We start from the raw sequence: 13872 nt of genomic DNA, 5'->3' as shown, positions 1-13872 counted from the left end.
GATCGACCACTGACAGGGAATGTCGACAACGGTGGCGCACCCCCACCGGCCTCTCACCACCCACTCACGGGAGGGGGCCCGCCGGAGGACGGAGTCCGCAGGTGGGCCCCCGCTCCCGACAACCCACGCCCGCCGCAGGCGCAACGGCGAACAACCCCCACGGCGGGCGAGCCGAACAACTACGCAGCCCGCCGCAGGCAAACCCCCCACGGCGGGAGAGCCGAAGAACTACGCAGCCCGCCGCAGGCGACCGGCGAACCGCACGCCGCAGGCGTCAGGCATCCAAACCGATGGCAAACGCCGCCTCCAGGTCATGCTGCGAATACGTGCGGAACGCAATATGCGTCTCGGTGGAGGCGACGCCGGGGACCTTGCTGATGCGGCCGGGGATGACGTCGGCGAGGTCGTCGTGGGCGGCCACGCGGACCATCGCGATGAGGTCGTGGGCGCCGGTGACGGAGTACACCTCGCTGACCCCTTCGAGCGCGGCGATCTGCTCGGCGATCTCCGGGATCTGGTCCACGCTGGTCTTGATGAGCACGATCGACGTGATCACGGCTGGCTCTCTCCCTCGGTCGCCGGTGCATTCCCCCTGGTGACCTCCACAGTAGCGGGCCGGTGGCGGGCCCATGCGTAGAGGAAGCCGAGGGCGAAGCCGATGACGTGGGCGAGGTAGGCGACGCCGGGGCCCGCCGGGTCGCGTTGGGCGGCCAGCCACTGGAGGGCGAACCAGAAGAGCAGCACCACCCAGGCGGGGAAGCGCAGCGGGAGGAAGAAGAGGAAGGGGAAGAGGCTGGTGACGCGGGCGCGGGGGAAGAGGTAGAGGAACGCGCCCAGGACGCCGGAGATGGAGCCGGAGGCGCCGACCAGCGTCTGGCCGGAGGTGGCGTGGGCGGCGGCGTAGCCGAGGAGTGCCAGGTAGCCGGTGACGAGGTAGAAGACGGTGTACGCGGTGCGGCCCATGCGGGCTTCGGTCATGCCGCCGAAGACGTGCAGGAAGAGGGCGTTGCCGAGCAGGTGCAGCCAGCTGCCGTGGACGAAGAGCGCGGTGAGCGGGGTGAGCCAGGCGGCCGGGTGGCCGGCCCACAGGTCGCGGGGGATGACGCCCCAGCGCGCGAAGTACGCGGACTGTGCCTGGAGGAGGGCGTCGCCGGTGCCGTGGAGCGGGTTGAGGCCGGAGGCGGGGCCGAGGACGAAGAGGACGCAGCAGACGGCGATGAGGAGGTTGGTCACGGAGTACGTGCTGCGGGCGGGACGGTCCGGATGGCGGGCGTCCGGTGGGGTGCCCGGCTGCCGGGGCCGGGCGTCGTCGGGCGGTGGGGGAGGCAGGGGCGGCGCCGTCATGAGGGGATCATGCCGTAATGGGGGGGATCGGGGCGGACTGCCTCGCCGCGTCCCGTCTCCTGGGCGGTGCCCGCGCGGCCGTGCCGTCAGGCCGTAGGGTTACGGTCGGTACTTTGCGTACTTCCCGCAGTCCGACGGCGCACCGCGTGAGGCCGCAGCACCCGCACCGCACGAGTAGGAAGAAGGACGATCACGATGGCTGTTCCCCTGCCGACGGACCGGACCCGGTGGCGCTGCACGCTCTGTGGCAACCTCACCCGCTTCGACGTGACCCGCACGTCCAAGGTGGTCGAGTACACCCACCTCGATCTGGCCGGGGAGCCGAAGATCGAGGAGCGCGAGGTGCTCAGCGACGCCGTCGAGTCCGTGCGCTGCCGCTGGTGCAACGCGGTCGACCAGATCGAACTGGTCGACCGTCCGGGCGCGGACGTCTGAGGGTCGGGGCGAGTAGACCGTGGTGGAGCGTCCAGCAGGGGAGCCGGGGGCGAGCGGGGCGGCGTCCGGCGGCGGGGGCGAGGAGGCCCTCGACCGTCCGCTGCCCGAGGGCGTCCGGCACCGTGTCGTGGCGCTCACCGCGGACGCGTTCGGCGCCCTGACGGTGTCCGAACTCCCGCCGTCGCTGCGGCAGTACGCCCGTTTCACGCCCTCGCGGCGCGCCAAGTTCGCGGGGAACGCGATGGCCGCCGCGCTGGAGAGCGACGCCGTCTTCCGGCAGCGCATCGCGGGGAAGGTCCGCGAGGCGCAGCCGGAGGTCGCCGAGGCGCTGGAGCGGGGCACCGCGCCCGCCGCCGCCGATCCGCTGGACCTCGCGGCGGCGGCGTACGTGCTGCGCCCCGACGGCTGGCCGAAGCTGGTCGCCGCGGCGGGCGAGGAGGCGCAGCGGGCGCGCGCCGAGCGGGCGGAGGAGGAGGCCGAGCGCGAACTGACCCGGCTCCGTGAGGAGCTGGCGCGGGCCCGGGCGGACGCCCGCGCCGACGCCGACCGGGCGCGCGCCGAGCTGGACGCCGCCCGCAAGGAGAACGACGCGCTCCAGCGGAAGCTGCGCAGCGCCCTCAGCGATGTGAAGCGCGGCGCGGCGACGGTCCGCAAGGCGGAGGCGGAGCTGGAGTCGGAGCGGTCCCGGGCGGCGTCCGAGAAGGCGGCGGCCGACAGCGAGCTGCGCCGCCTCAAGGCGCGGATCGGGGAGAGCGAGGCGGCGCTGGAGACCAGCCGCCGGGCCGCCCGGGAGGGCCGCAGCGTCGAGGACATGCGGGTGCGGCTGCTGCTGGACACCGTGCTGGACGCGGCCCAGGGGCTCCGCCGGGAGCTGGCGCTGCCGCCCGCCGGGGTGCGGCCCGCCGACACCGTCGAGGCGGTGGAGCCCGGCCGGATGACGCCGAAGGACATCGCCACCCGCGCGCTGTCGGAGACCGATCCGGCCCTGCTCGACCAGTTGCTGGCGCTGCCGCAGGCCCATCTGGTGGTGGACGGCTACAACGTCACCAAGACCGGTTATCCGACGATGCCGCTGGACAAGCAGCGGCTGCGGCTGCTGGGCGGCCTCGCGGTGCTCGCCGCCCAGACCGGCGCGGAGATGACGTGTGTCTTCGACGGTGCGGAGCTGGCGGCGCCGGTGCTGCTCGCGCCGCCGCGCGGGGTGCGGGTGCTGTTCAGCAAACCGGGCGTGACGGCGGACGAGTTGATCCGGCAGCTGGTGCGCGCGGAGCCGCCGGGGCGGCCGGTGGTGGTGGTCTCCACCGACCGTGAAGTGGCGGACGGGGTGGCGAAGGCCGGGGCGCGGCCGGTGGCATCGGCCCTGTTGCTCAAGCGACTTGCCCGCGTCTGACGGACGGCGTGCCCGGGGGTGACGGTTCGACGATTTGTCCGCTCCCCGCTCTCTGACCGTCAAGTGCCCACTACAGCCCGTGTGATGTTGGTAAAACCTGGCCTCGGCGCGGAGTTTTTTACCCGGGAGGATTTGAAGCGATCACAACTCGGTTACTAAGGTCGGGCCTCGAACCTTCATGCAGTTGATCATCCACCCGGGATGAACAGTGAAGGAACCGCCGAGTCCGCGGCGTCCACGCGGAGCCGGGGTCACCACCCCCCACTTCCCGGTAGGCGGCTGAAGGAAGAAGGAGCTCGCCCCCGTGGCGTCCCACCGTCGACCCAAGCAGCCGAGCCGTACTCGTGTGACCGTGCTCACCGCGACCGCAGCGGCGGCCGTCGCCCTCTCCTCCCAGGCCGCGCAGGCCGCCCCGTCGAAGAAGGACGTCAAGTCCGAGGTCGACAAGCTCTACGAGCAGGCGGAGCAGGCGACCGAGAAGTACAACGGCGCCAAGGAAGATCAGCAGAAGCTCCAGAAGGAGGTCGCCGACCTCCAGGACAAGGTGGCCCGTGGCCAGGGCGAGCTGAACGAGCTGCGCAAGGGCCTGGGCGCCGTCGCCTCCGGCCAGTACCGCAGCGGCAGCATCGACCCCTCCGTCCAGCTGTTCCTCTCGGGTGACCCGGACACCTATCTGGAGAAGGCCGCCACCCTCGACCAGCTGAGCGGCAAGCAGGCCGACCAGCTCAAGGTCATCGCGGACAAGCAGCGCCGTCTCGCGCAGGAGCGCGCGGAGGCCGCCGGCAAGATCAAGGACCTCTCCGAGACCCGTAAGGCGCTCGGCGAGAAGAAGGACGAGATCCAGGGCAAGCTCGCCAAGGCGCAGGAGCTGCTCAACACCCTCACCGCCAAGGAGAAGGAGGCGCTCCAGGCCAAGGAGGACCGCGCCAACCGCTCCAACGACCGCGTCGACCTCGGCCACGACGTCCCCGCCTCGCAGCGCGGTGCCGCCGCCCTCGCCGCCGCCCAGTCGAAGATCGGCTCGCCCTACGTCTGGGGCGCCACCGGCCCGTCCTCCTTCGACTGCTCGGGTCTGACCTCCTGGGCGTACCAGCAGGCCGGCCAGTCGCTGCCGCGCACCTCGCAGGCGCAGGCCAGTGCCGGTACCCGCATCGGCATGAGCGAGCTGAAGCCGGGCGACCTGGTGCTCTTCTACGGCGACCTGCACCACATCGGTCTCTACGCGGGCAACAACACCGTGCTGCACGCGCCGAAGCCCGGCGCCGCGGTCCGCTACGAGTCGATCAACAACATGCCGTTCCAGTACGGCGTCCGCGTCTGACGCTCCGGGCCCACCCGCCCGGCGGCAGCGCCGCACACCTCCCGCCCCGTCGGTGACCTCGTAGGTCGCCGGCGGGGCGGCGTACGGTGCCGCCCGGGCGGCCCCCAGCGGTTTCGTCGCCGTACGCCCCGGCTTACGATCGGCCGCATGGCAGGTCAGGGTGTACGGCGACCGCCCCGGGCCACGGCCGCGGGGAGCGCCGTGCTGCTGACCGTGGTGCTCGCCGCCGCGACCGGCTGTGCGGCAGAGCCGCCGCCGCGGACCCGGTTCCCCGAGGTGCAGCGGATGCTGGACGCCCGCGCCCGGGCGGTGCGGCAGCACGACGAGGCCGCGTTCCTCGCCTCCGTCGACCCGGTGCGGCCCGGCTACCGCGACCGGCAGCGCCGCGCCTTCCGCGCGATCGAGGAGCTGCCGCTGACCGGCTGGCGCTACGACCTCGTCGCGACCGACGCCTTTCCGCTGGCGTCCGGCGGGAACACGATGGCCGCCAAGGTCGAACTCCGCTACCGGATCAAGGGCTTCGACGCCGAGCCGGTGACCTCCGTGCAGTATCTGACGCTGACCCGCACGTCCGGGCGCTGGCGGATCGCCTCGGACGACGAGGGCACCGCGTCCGGGCACGCCGGCACCCGTCAGCTGTGGGACCAGGGGGCGGTGGCGGCCGTGCGGGGGCGGCACGCGCTGGTGCTGGGGGATGCCGGGGACCGCGGGCGGCTGGCGGATCTGGCGCGGCGGGCGGACGCGGCGGTGCCCGCCGTCACCGCCGCGTGGCGGGGCCGCTGGAGCGGTCAGGTGGTGATCGAGGCGCCGGGTTCGGTCGCCGGGATGGCCCAACTGCTGGGCAGCGGTGACCCGTCCGCGTACGCGGGCATCGCGGCGGTGACGACCGGTGAGGCGGGCGCGCAGGCGAAGGCCCCGGCCGACCGGGTGATCGTCAACCCGGAGGCGTACGCGGACCTCAACGACGTGGGCCGCGCGGTGGTGCTGTCGCACGAGATCACCCATGTCGCCACCCGCACGGCCACCACCGGCGACACCCCGCTGTGGCTCTCCGAGGGGTTCGCCGACTGGGTGGCGTACCGGGGCAGGCGCCATGCGGCGGCCGCGGCGGCGCCGGAGCTGTCGCGGGCGGTCGCCACCGGGCATCCGCCGCAGCGGCTGCCCGCCGACGCGGACTTCGGCTTCACCGGCGGCGCCGACCGGCTGGCGAAGGCGTACGAGTCGGGCTGGCTGGCCTGCCGGATGATCGCGGACACCTGGGGCGAGGCGAAGCTGCGCGCGTTCTACCGGGCGGCGGGTGGCGTCCCGACGGGGGAGGGGCACGCGGGGCCGGGGACGCAGCCGGGTGCACAGTCGCCGTCGTCGGGGGCCGTGGGTGGGGCGCCGAGCGGTGTGCCGTCCGCCGGAGCGTCGGCCGGGGGCGACGACTCCCGGGGCGGCGGCGCGGACGGGGCCGGGCGGCGGGTCGTCGGCGGGCATCCGGCGGCGCCCGCGCCGGGGGCGGTGGACGAGCGTCGTACGGCGGTCCGCAACGCCCGTGTCGACACCGCGTTCCGGTCCCAACTCGGCCTGAGCGCGGGTGAGTTCACCAAGAAGTGGCGGGCCTATCTCAAGGCCGCGCTGACCTGACGGGGGAGTGGCTGCCGGGCGGCGCGGACGGGCCGCCGTCCTCGGCCTCGTCCGAGCCGGCGTCCGGGGCCGCCTCCGGTACGGGACGCTCCGCCGCCTCGTCGGCCGTTCTCGGCACCGTCATCCGCCACAGCCTGCGGGCGGCGAGGAGTGCGGCCCAGACCAGCAGGGCGTCGCGGAGCAGCAGGAGCGTCAGGCCCGGTGCGTCGCTCGCCACCACATGGTCGAACCAGAGCGGGAACTCCCAGCAGGTCAGGCCCGTCGCGGCCAGGACCAGCAGCACCGGCAGGGTCTGCCGGCTCGCCCGGACGGTCAGGCAGACCGCGCCGAGCCCCACCGGCCACAGCAGGTACTGCGGGCTGATGACCCGGCTGGTGACGGTGGCCAGCAGCACCGCGGTGAACGCCGCGTCGCACCACACCGCGGGCCGGGGCGCGGAGCGGAGCCCGGCCCGCAGCCGCCACCACGGCAGCCAGCCGAGGGCAGCGGCCGTCAGCACCGTCGCCACCACGCTGACCTGCGGCACCAGCGGGCCGACGAACTCCAGCGAGCCGTAGCGCAGCACCACCTCGCCGGGCCAGCCGAAGTGCCGTGCCACATGGAAGACGAGCGCGCCGAGCGACTCGACCTCCGTACCGCGGTCCCGCTGGGCGGTGAGGAAGGCGAACGCACCCGGGGCGGCGAGGACGCAGCCGAATGCCAGTGCCGCACCGCAGACGGCGGTGGCGCTCCACAGCGCCCGCGCCCGGCGGCCGCGCAGCGGCGCCCCGCACAGCAGCAGCACCGGCCACACCTTCAGCAGCGCCCCGACGGCGATCAGCGCCCCGGACAGACGCGGGTGGCGGGCACCGGCGCAGAGCGCGGCGACCGCGACGGCGGTCACCATCAGGTCGTAGCGGGCGTACCCGGTCGGGCCGAGCAGCGCGACCCCGGCGATCCACACCCAGGCGCCCGCCGGACGGTGGCCCGGCCGCCGCCCGGTCCGTACGAGCAGCGCGAGGACGGCGGCGTCGGCGGCGAGCAGCAGCACGGAGAAGGCGTGCGGGTAGGAGAGGAACGGCAGCAGCCCGGGGGAGAGCATCGCGAGGGCGGCGCCCGGCGGGTACTGCCAGGTGACGTCGCCGACCGGGAAGGAGCCGGAGCGCAGCACCTCCGCCCAGTTCCGGTAGATCACCGCCACATCGCTGGTGACGTCCGGACCCGGCACCACCAGCACCTTCAGGACGCAGAGGAGGAGGACGGCGCGGGTCACCGCCCAGCAGAGGAGCTGGAGACGGGCGGTCGGGAGGCGGCCGGGCCGGATCCGTTCCGCCGGGAGGCGGTCGCGGACGGCCGGGGCGGGGGACGGCCGGGCCGTGGGCCGGGCGCCGCCGGGGTGCGGGGAAGCCATGGTCACCTCGTTGTCCGTCTCTCGCCGGGTCGTCCCGCGGGGCCGTGCGCCGTACCGGTCGCGCCGGGGCGGTCTGCGCCCGGTCCGTCCGGCGCCTCCCGGGCGGCGGGCCCCGGCCCCGCCCCGGGGCATGATGCCGGACGCCGTCCGCCGCACCCCGTCTCCCGGCCCCGGCGCGTCCCGGACCGGCGCCGCCCCCGGGGCCGCTCCGGGAACGACCCGGTACTGTCGGCCGGAGGGCGGGGCCACCGGGCCGCGCCCGCCGAGCCGAACCGACGCCGAGAGACCAGCGTGCACAAGACCCTCATCGTCACCAACGACTTCCCGCCGCGCCCCGGCGGCATCCAGGCGTTCCTGCACAACATGGCGCAGCGCCTGGACCCCACCCAGGTCGTCGTGTACGCCTCCACCTGGAAGCGCGGCGCCGAGGGGCGCGAGGCCACCGCCGCCTTCGACGCCGAGCAGGAGTTCCCGGTCGTCCGCGACCGTACGACGATGCTGCTGCCCACCCCGGCCGTCACCCGCCGCGCCACCGCGCTGCTGCGCGAGCACGGCTGTACGTCGGTGTGGTTCGGGGCCGCGGCACCGCTCGGCCTGATGGCGCCCGCGCTCCGCGCCGCCGGGGCGCGCCGGATCGTCGCCACCACCCATGGCCACGAGGCCGGCTGGGCGCAGCTGCCCGCCGCCCGGCAGCTGCTGCGCCGCATCGGCGAGGGCACCGACACCCTCACCTACCTCGGCGAGTACACCCGCCGCCGGATCGGCGCCGCGCTCACCCCCGAGGCCGCCGCCCGGATGGCCCAACTGCCGCCCGGCGTCGACGAGAAGACCTTCCACCCCGGCTCCGGCGGCGACGAGATCCGCGCCCGCCTCGGCCTCACCGACCGGCCCGTCGTCGTCTGCGTCTCCCGGCTGGTGCCGCGCAAGGGGCAGGACACCCTGATCGAGGCGATGCCCGCGATCACCGCCGCGGTGCCGGACGCCGTCCTGCTGATCGTCGGCGGCGGCCCGTACGAGAAGGAGCTGCGGGCGCTGGCGGAGCGCACCGGGGTGGCGGGGTCGGTGCGGTTCACCGGCGCGGTGCCGTGGGCGGAGCTGCCGGCCCACTACGGCGCGGGCGACGTCTTCGCGATGCCGTGCCGCACCCGGCGCGGCGGCCTCGACGTCGAGGGCCTGGGCATCGTCTACCTGGAGGCGTCCGCCACCGGGCTGCCCGTCGTGGCCGGTGACTCCGGCGGTGCGCCGGACGCGGTGCTGGACGGCGAGACCGGCTGGGTGGTGCCCGGCGGCTCCCCGCAGGCCACCGCCGAACGCCTCGTCACGCTCCTTCAGGACCCGGAGCTGCGCCGCCGGATGGGCGAGCGGGGCCGGGTCTGGGTCGAGGAGAAGTGGCGCTGGGACCTGCTCGCCGAGAAGCTGAAGGAACTGCTCTGAGCCTGCGGGCGCGTCCGTGAACCCGCAGGTCGGAAGGGTGCGGGCGAGCCCCGGAGCGGCCGCCTCCGGACACACCGACGGGGCGCGCCCGGTGGGCCGCGCCCCGTACGTCTGCCGTGCCGGCCGGTCCGTCAGCCGCGGTAGAGCGCCTCGATCTCCTCGGCGAAGTCCTTCGCCACCACGTTCCGCTTGAGCTTCAGCGACGGCGTGACATGGCCGGAGTCCTCGGTCAGCTGGGTCGGCAGGATGCGGAACTTCCGGACCGACTCGGCCTTGGAGACCGCGGCGTTGCCGTCGTCCACGGCGCGCTGCACGGCGGCCAGCAGCTCCGGGTCGTCGGCGAGTGAGACCGCGGTGGAGTCCGCGGGGCGGCCGTGCTCGGCGGCCCAGCGCGGCAGGAACTCCTCGTCGAGGGTGATCAGCGCACCGATGAACGGCCGGCCGTCGCCGACGACCATGCACTCCGCGATCAGCGCGTGCGCCCGCATCCGGTCCTCGATCACGGCGGGGGCGACGTTCTTGCCGCCCGCCGTCACCAGGATCTCCTTCTTCCGCCCGGTGATGGTGAGGTAGCCGTCCTCGTCGAGGGTGCCGAGGTCGCCGGTGTGGAACCAGCCGTCGGAGAGTGCCTCGGCGGTGGCCGCCTCGTTGTTCCAGTACTCCGTGAACAGGTGCTCGCCGTGGAGCAGCACCTCGCCGTCGTCGGCGATCCGCACCACCGAGCCGGGCAGCGGCTGGCCGACGGTGCCGATCTTCTGCCGGTCCCAGGGGTTGAAGGCCGTCGCCGCACAGGACTCCGTCAGGCCGTACCCCTCCAGGGCGGTGAAGCCGATGCCGCGGTAGAAGTGGCCGAGCCGCTCGCCGAGCGGGGCGCCGCCGGAGATGGCGTGCGTGGCGCGGCCGCCGAGGACGGCGCGGAGCTTGCCGTAGACCAGCTTGTCGAAGAACTTGTGGCGCAGCCGCAGACCGAACTTCGGGCCCGCCGCGGTGTCCAGCGCCTTGCTGTAGGCGATGGCGGTGTCCGCCGCCCGGTCGAAGATCTTGCCCTTGCCGTCGGCCTGCGCGGTGGCACGCGCCCCGTTGTAGACCTTCTCGAAGACCCGGGGCACGCCCAGGATCAGCGTCGGCCGGAACGAGGCGAGGTCGTCGGTGAGGTGCTTGATGTCCGGCGCGTGGCCCAGCTTGATCGGCGCCATCACACAGGCGATCTGCACCAGCCGGCCCAGCACGTGCGCGACCGGCAGGAAGAGCAGCACCGACGACTCACCGGTGCGGAAAAGCGGACGCAGCCGCTCGACGACGTTGCCGACCTCGGCGAAGAAGCTGCGGTGGGTGAGGACACAGCCCTTGGGGCGGCCGGTGGTGCCGGAGGTGTAGACGATCGTGGCGGGCGAGTCGGCGTCCGCGAGGGCGGAGCGCTCGTCCACCTCCTCGTCGGTCAGCGCGGCGCCCGCGGCCGACAGCCGGGCGACGGCGTCCCGCTCGATCTGCCAGATGTGGGCCAGCGCGGGCAGCCGGTCGCGTACGGATTCCACGGCCGCCTCGTGCGCGGGCGTCTCCACCAGGCAGGCCACCGCGCCGGAGTCGCCGAGGATCCACTGGATCTGCTCGGCGGAGCTGGTCTCGTAGACCGGTACGGTGATCGCCCCGGCGCTCCAGATGGCGAAGTCCAGCAGCGTCCACTCGTAGCGGGTGCGCGACATCAGGCCGATGCGGTCGCCGGGCTGGATGCCGGAGGCCATCAGCCCCTTGGCGACCGCGCGGACCTCGGCGAGGAATGCGGTGGCCGTGACGTCCTGCCACGCGCCGTCGACCTTCCGGCCCACGACCGCGACCTCCGGGTGCTGCGCGGCGTTGCGGCGGATGAGATCCGTCAGATTGCCGTCCGAAGGGACCTCGTACAGAGCCGGAAGGCTGAACTCGCGCAAGACTGCTGCTCCTCATTGGCGCCGGTGCCACGACGCTGTGTGCTGCACCGGTTCGGTCCATGACTGGCAGGGGACTGGACTGCCCGGACGTTACCCACCGGTATTGCTTTGGGGTAGGGGGTACGGCCAGATGTTCGATGCGTCACATGTCAAGGGTGCGCCGTGGGACTTACGGCCCCACCTGCGAGGCGCAGGCCGCCCGCGCAGACTAGACCAGCGTTTCGGTGACCGGAAAGTAACCGGCGGACGGCGCCCTCCCGACCCGCGGAACCGGCACCTAGGATTTCCGGCATGCGACTGCATGTGGTCAGTGACGTACACGGCAACAGCCGGGACCTCGCCCGCGCCGGTGAGGGCGCCGACGCCCTCGTCTGCCTCGGCGATCTCGTGCTCTTCCTCGACTACGCCGACCACGCGCGCGGCATCTTCCCCAGCCTCTTCGGCGCCGACAACGCCCGCCGCCTCATCGACCTGCGCAACGCCCGCCGCTTCGACGAGGCCCGCGCCTTCGGCCGCCGCCTGTGGGGCGAGCTGGACGCCGCCGGGCAGCCGCGCGAATCCGTCATCGAGACCGCCGTCCGCGGCCAGTACGCCGAACTCTTCGCCGCCCTGCCCACCCCCACCTACGCCACCTTCGGCAACGTCGACATCCCGCGCCTGTGGCCCGAGTACGCCCGCGAGGGCACCACCGTCCTGGACGGCCAGCGCGTCGAGATAGGCGGCCGCGTCTTCGGCTTCGTCGGCGGCGGCCTGCCCTCCCCGATGCGCACGCCGTACGAGATCGGCTACGAGGAGTACGCCGCCAAGATCGAGGCGGTCGGTGAGGTCGACGTCCTCTGCACCCACATCCCGCCGGACGTCCCCGAGCTCTGCTACGACACCGTCGCCCGCCGCTTCGAGCGCGGCAGCGCCGCCCTGCTCGACGCCATCCGCCGCACCCGCCCGCGCTACTCCCTCTTCGGCCACGTCCACCAGCCGCTCGCCCGCCGGATGCGCATCGGCGCCACCGAGTGCGTCAACGTCGGCCATTTCCGCGCGACCGGCAGGCCGTACGTCCTGGAGTGGTGAACCGGCCGCCGCGCCGGGCCGTCCGGGGCCCGCGCCGCCCGGCCCGCTGGTGTCCGGCGCCGCCGCGCCGCGCGGTAGCCTTCAGCAGCAGAGACACCGGGTTCGACGCGAGCCGGGGGCCGGGCCGCACCGGCGCAATCGGCATGGAGGAGTCACGGCGATGGCCGAACACACCAGCTCTAGCATCACGATCGCGGCGCCGCCCGCCGAGGTGATGGGAGTGATCGCCGACTTCGAGCGCTACCCGCAGTGGACCGGCGAGGTCAAGGAGGCCGAGGTCCTGGACAAGGACGACCACGGCCGCGCCACACAGGTCCGGCTCCTCCTCGACGCCGGTGCCATCAAGGACGACCACACCCTCGCCTACACCTGGACCGGCGAGAGGGAGGTCAGCTGGTCGCTGGTCAAGTCCCAGATGCTGCGCGCCCTCGACGGCTCCTACCGCCTCGCCCCGGTCGACGGCGGCGCGGCCACCGAGGTGACCTACCAGCTCACCGTCGACGTCAAGATCCCGATGCTCGGCATGATCAAGCGCAAGGCCGAGAAGGTCATCATCGACCGCGCGCTCGCGGGCCTGAAGAAGCGCGTGGAGTCCGGCCCCGAGGACACCGCCGACGCGGCCGGGACCCGCTGAACGTGCGGACCGTCCTCGTCACGGGCGCGGGCGGCGCCGGCCGCTCCACCCTGGCCGCGGCCACCGCACTGGCCGCGGCCCGGCAGGGCGCACGGGCGCTGCTGCTCACCGGCCGGAGCAGCGCCCCGCAGGCCGTCCTGGGCACCGAGCTGTCCACCACGCCCACCGAGATCACCCCCGGACTGCACGCCCGCGCCATCGACCCCGGCGACCGCTTCCGCACCGAGTTCCTCGCCTTCCAGGACCGCGCGGGCGCCGCCCTCGACCTGCTCGGCGCCACCCCGCTCGACGCCGACGAACTCACCGAACTCCCCGGCGCCGCATCCTTCGCGCTGCTGCACGCGCTGCGCGCCGCGCACACCTCCGGCACCTGGGACACCGTCGTCGTCGACGCCCCGCCCGCCGATGAAACGATCCAGCTGCTGGCGCTCCCCGCGCAGGTCCGCCGCTATCTGCGCCGGCTGCTGCCCGCCGAACGCCAGGCCGCCCGCGCCCTGCGCCCGGTCCTCGCCCAGCTCGCCGGGGTGCCCATGCCCGCCCAGAAGCTCTACGAGGCCGCCGACCACTGGGAGCAGGAACTCGCCGCCGTCCAGGCCGTGATCGACGCGCCGGGCACCACCGTCCGGCTGGTCACCGACGCCGGGCCGGTCGCCGCCGGGGCGCTGCGCGCCGCCCGCGCCGGGCTCGCGCTGCACGGCCGCCGCACCGACGCGGTCCTCGTCAACCGGCTGCTGCCGACCGGCTCCGCCGATCCGTTCCTCGCCGCGCTCGCCGGCGCCCAGCAGGACGCGCTGACGGCGCTGCGTGAGGAGGTGGCGGGCGTCCCGGTCCACGAGGTCGCCCACCTCGGCCGCGACCCGCAGGGCCTAGACGCCCTCGCCGCGCTCCTCGGCCCGGACGCCGCCCGCATCGGCGCCACCACGGACACCGCCGCGCGCGCCGCCGACCCCTGGACCGTCGAGGACCGGCTCGCCGACGACGGACTGCTGGTGTGGCGGGTACCGCTGCCCGGCGCCGCCCGCGAGGGCCTGGGGCTGGTACGCCGCGGCGACGAGATCGTCGTCACCGTCGGCCGCCACCGCCGGATACGGACCCTGCCCTCGGCACTGCGCCGCTGCACCGTCACCGGCGCCGGACTGCGCGAGGGCGTGCTGCAGATCCGCTTCACCCCGGACCCGGCACTCTGGCCCGACAGGCCCGAGGGAAGCTGATCCGCGTACCCCCGTTCGGGTACCGTCGAAGGAGAGTCCCGGCCGCCGGGCGCCCCGGCGTACCGCGGCCATCCGCAGCAGGAGTCCA

Annotated in this window: 12 protein-coding genes; 8 read left to right on the top strand and 4 right to left on the bottom strand. The window is 74.3% G+C overall.

Annotation, left to right across the window (positions count from 1 at the left end):
• Nucleotides 1-274 precede the first annotated feature (274 nt).
• The gene (locus ACZ4U4_RS18815; RefSeq protein ID WP_345083345.1) at nucleotides 275-556 is read right to left on the bottom strand and encodes an Lrp/AsnC family transcriptional regulator; all 282 of its coding nucleotides are present in this window, start codon (nucleotides 554-556) and stop codon (nucleotides 275-277) included.
• Complete coding sequence (locus tag ACZ4U4_RS18810) at nucleotides 553-1344, bottom strand: rhomboid family intramembrane serine protease (RefSeq protein ID WP_467875320.1); 792 nt, start codon at nucleotides 1342-1344, stop codon at nucleotides 553-555. The genes ACZ4U4_RS18815 and ACZ4U4_RS18810 overlap by 4 nt, the downstream gene beginning before the upstream one ends.
• A 195-nt stretch (nucleotides 1345-1539) precedes the next feature.
• On the opposite strand from ACZ4U4_RS18810, the gene ACZ4U4_RS18805 reads away from it, so the two are divergent.
• The 4 genes from ACZ4U4_RS18805 (at nucleotide 1540) to ACZ4U4_RS18790 (ending at nucleotide 6119) form a co-directional block, all read left to right on the top strand.
• A complete protein-coding gene (locus ACZ4U4_RS18805) occupies nucleotides 1540-1779 on the top strand; it encodes a hypothetical protein (RefSeq protein WP_467875318.1) in 240 nt (79 codons plus the stop codon).
• A 19-nt stretch (nucleotides 1780-1798) separates the two neighbouring features.
• A complete protein-coding gene (locus tag ACZ4U4_RS18800; RefSeq protein ID WP_467875315.1) occupies nucleotides 1799-3169 on the top strand; it encodes an NYN domain-containing protein in 1371 nt (456 codons plus the stop codon).
• 304 nt (nucleotides 3170-3473) lie between these two features.
• Nucleotides 3474-4490 (top strand): C40 family peptidase, encoded by a 1017-nt coding sequence (locus tag ACZ4U4_RS18795; protein ID WP_467875312.1) that lies wholly within the window; start codon nucleotides 3474-3476, stop codon nucleotides 4488-4490.
• Between the two features lie 147 nt (nucleotides 4491-4637).
• Nucleotides 4638-6119 (top strand): hypothetical protein, encoded by a 1482-nt coding sequence (locus tag ACZ4U4_RS18790; RefSeq protein ID WP_467875309.1) that lies wholly within the window; start codon nucleotides 4638-4640, stop codon nucleotides 6117-6119.
• Here the strand turns inward: ACZ4U4_RS18790 and ACZ4U4_RS18785 are convergent.
• On the bottom strand, nucleotides 6100-7509 hold the full coding sequence (locus tag ACZ4U4_RS18785) for a glycosyltransferase 87 family protein (RefSeq protein WP_467875307.1): 1410 nt from the start codon (nucleotides 7507-7509) through the stop codon (nucleotides 6100-6102). The two genes, ACZ4U4_RS18790 and ACZ4U4_RS18785, sit on opposite strands and share 20 nt — an antisense overlap.
• Nucleotides 7510-7800: 291 nt before the next feature.
• Here ACZ4U4_RS18785 and ACZ4U4_RS18780 point away from each other — a divergent pair, with 291 nt between their 5' ends.
• On the top strand, nucleotides 7801-8943 hold the full coding sequence (locus tag ACZ4U4_RS18780) for a glycosyltransferase family 4 protein (protein ID WP_467875305.1): 1143 nt from the start codon (nucleotides 7801-7803) through the stop codon (nucleotides 8941-8943).
• Nucleotides 8944-9074: 131 nt separating this feature from the next.
• Here ACZ4U4_RS18780 and ACZ4U4_RS18775 read toward each other — a convergent pair whose 3' ends face one another.
• Nucleotides 9075-10871 (bottom strand): AMP-dependent synthetase/ligase, encoded by a 1797-nt coding sequence (locus ACZ4U4_RS18775; RefSeq protein ID WP_467875302.1) that lies wholly within the window; start codon nucleotides 10869-10871, stop codon nucleotides 9075-9077.
• A gap of 291 nt (nucleotides 10872-11162) precedes the next feature.
• Between ACZ4U4_RS18775 and ACZ4U4_RS18770 the strand changes: the two genes are divergently transcribed.
• The 3 genes from ACZ4U4_RS18770 to ACZ4U4_RS18760 all read left to right on the top strand — a co-directional run bounded on the left by ACZ4U4_RS18770 (nucleotide 11163) and on the right by ACZ4U4_RS18760 (nucleotide 13784).
• Nucleotides 11163-11939, top strand: a complete 777-nt coding sequence (locus ACZ4U4_RS18770; RefSeq protein ID WP_467875299.1) for a metallophosphoesterase family protein — start codon at nucleotides 11163-11165, stop codon at nucleotides 11937-11939.
• Nucleotides 11940-12099: 160 nt separating this feature from the next.
• A complete protein-coding gene (locus ACZ4U4_RS18765) occupies nucleotides 12100-12573 on the top strand; it encodes an SRPBCC family protein (RefSeq protein ID WP_467875296.1) in 474 nt (157 codons plus the stop codon).
• Nucleotides 12574-12575: 2 nt separating this feature from the next.
• A complete protein-coding gene (locus ACZ4U4_RS18760; protein WP_467875294.1) occupies nucleotides 12576-13784 on the top strand; it encodes an ArsA family ATPase in 1209 nt (402 codons plus the stop codon).
• The last annotated feature ends 88 nt before the right edge of the window (nucleotides 13785-13872 follow it).

It is taken from the genome of Streptomyces sp. NPDC029159 (assembly GCF_055564055.1).
This window is presented reverse-complemented; position numbering and strand designations above follow the sequence as displayed.